This window comes from Roseateles sp. P5_B10 (assembly GCF_056400485.1).
Map to the genome: position 1 here is coordinate 1 of NZ_JBFULE010000876.1, position 2102 is coordinate 2102.

Consider the following 2102-nt stretch of genomic DNA (forward strand, 5'->3'; position numbering starts at 1 on the left):
CCGGTGAGCTTCATCCCCTTGAGCAGTTCCCAGAGGAAGAAGGTCTTCGCGAAATTCGTGATTGCAGTCATGGGCGCCGCCTCACTTCCAGATGTTGAACGGTGTCTGCATCCAGGCACCGACAACGACCAGCCAGATCAGCGTGATGGGAATGAAGATCTTCCAGCCCAGACGCATGATCTGGTCGTAGCGGAAGCGCGGGAACGTGGCGCGCACCCACAGGAACGTCGTGACGACGAAGAAGGTCTTGCCGAACAGCCAGGCCCAATTCCAGAACGCCATCGTGTGCTGGATGAAGGTCGGCGTTTCCATGCCGAACAGGCTCCAGGAGATCGGCGCGCTCCAGCCGCCCAGGAACATGAGGACGGCCAGGGCCGACACCAGGATCATGTTGGCGTACTCGGCCAGGAAGAACATCGCGAACGACATGYCCGAGTACTCGATCATGTGGCCGGCAACGATTTCCGATTCGCCTTCGACGACGTCGAACGGATGGCGGTTGGTTTCGGCCAGGCCCGAGATGAAGTAGACGATGAAGATCGGGAACAGCGGCAGCCAGTTCCACGACAGCAGCGGCACGCCGTGGGATGCAAACCAACCGCGTTCCTGCACCTGCACGACCTCGGTCATGTTCAGGCTGCCCGTCACCATCAGCACGACGACCAGCGCAAAGCCCATCGCGATCTCGTAGGAGACCATCTGCGCCGAGGCGCGCAGCGCGCCGAGGAAGGCGTACTTCGAGTTGGACGCCCAGCCGGCAATGATGACGCCGTAGACCTCCAGCGAGGTGATGGCCATCAGGTACAGCAGGCCGGCATTGACGTTGGCGGCGGCGGCATCCGGGCCGAAGGGCACGACGGCCCAGGCGGCCAGCGCCGGCATGATGGTCATGACGGGGCCGAGGAAGAACAGGCCCTTGCTCGCGGCTGCGGGCTTGATGATCTCCTTGAAGATCAGCTTGACCGCATCGGCGATGGGCGTCAGCAGGCCGTAGGGGCCGACGCGGTTCGGGCCCGGGCGGATCTGCGACCAGCCGATGGCCTTGCGCTCCCACAGCGTCAGGTAGGCGACGCAGATCATCAGCGGTGCAACGACCGCGATGATCTTCATCAGGCTCCACACCAGGGGCCACAGGGCCCCCAGCAGCGAGGCGCCGTTCTGGTAGAGGGTGTCGATCATTCTTGTCAGCTCCCTCAGACCTTGCTGATGTTGAGCGTGCCGAAGGCAGCACCCAACGCGGCGGTTTGTGCCAGGCCAGCGGGCACGCGGGCCACGCCTTGCGGCAGGCCGGCTTCAAGGCGTGCGGGCAGTTGGGCGGCACCGCCGTCCTGCACGACGCGGACCTGATCGCCCTCAGCCAAGCCAAGCAGTTGCCACAGGCTGCTGGGCAGGCCGACCGTGGCGGCTTCACGGCCGTCGGTGGTCAGCTGCAGCGAGGTCGAGTTGCGCACCAGCGCATCGGTCGCGTAGATGGGCAGATTGCCGAAGCGCTCGACGCCCTCAGCCTTGACCGCGGCTTGCGGCGCAGAGGTGGTGGCGTTGCTGAGACGGGCGGCGATGTCGCCACCCAGGGCTTGTTCGCGCACCTGCTCGGAGCTGTCCTGGTCGAAGCCCGGCAGGCCCAGCAGATTGCCCAGCACACGCAGCACCTTCCAGGCCGGACGCGTCTCGGCCAGCGGGCGCACGACGCCGACGAAGCTCTGCAGTCGGCCCTCGGCGTTGACGAAGCTGCCGGAGGTCTCGGTGAACGGGGCGATGGGCAGCAGCACGTCGGCGTATTCGAGACCGCTCTTGAACGGGCTCAGCACGACGACCATCTCGGCCGCGTCCAGCGCCTTGGCGGCGGCGGCGGCATTGGCGGAGTCCAGCACCGGGTCGGTGTTCAGCAGCAGTGCGGCCTTCAGCGAGGTGCCGTTCAGCATCTGGCCGGCGTTCAGGCCGTCGATCTGCGGCTGGGCCTTCACGAGCTGCGCGCCAACCGTGTTGGCAGCYGCGGTCAGATAGCCGACGCTCGCGCCGGTCTGCTGACCAATCCACTGCGCCAGCGCCAGCAGGCTGGCGGCTTGCGAGTGCTCGGCGGCAGCGTTGCCCAGCAGGATTGC

Annotated in this window: 2 protein-coding genes; both read right to left on the minus strand. The window is 66.0% G+C overall.

The window, feature by feature from the left end:
- Positions 1 to 81 precede the first annotated feature (81 nt).
- On the minus strand, positions 82 to 1179 hold the full coding sequence (gene nuoH, locus AC1DU6_RS28750) for an NADH-quinone oxidoreductase subunit NuoH (RefSeq protein ID WP_477861315.1): 1098 nt from the start codon (positions 1177 to 1179) through the stop codon (positions 82 to 84).
- 14 nt (positions 1180 to 1193) lie between these two features.
- Positions 1194 to 2102 (minus strand): molybdopterin-dependent oxidoreductase (locus tag AC1DU6_RS28755; protein ID WP_477861317.1); only part of this gene is annotated, 909 nt, incomplete at its 5' end.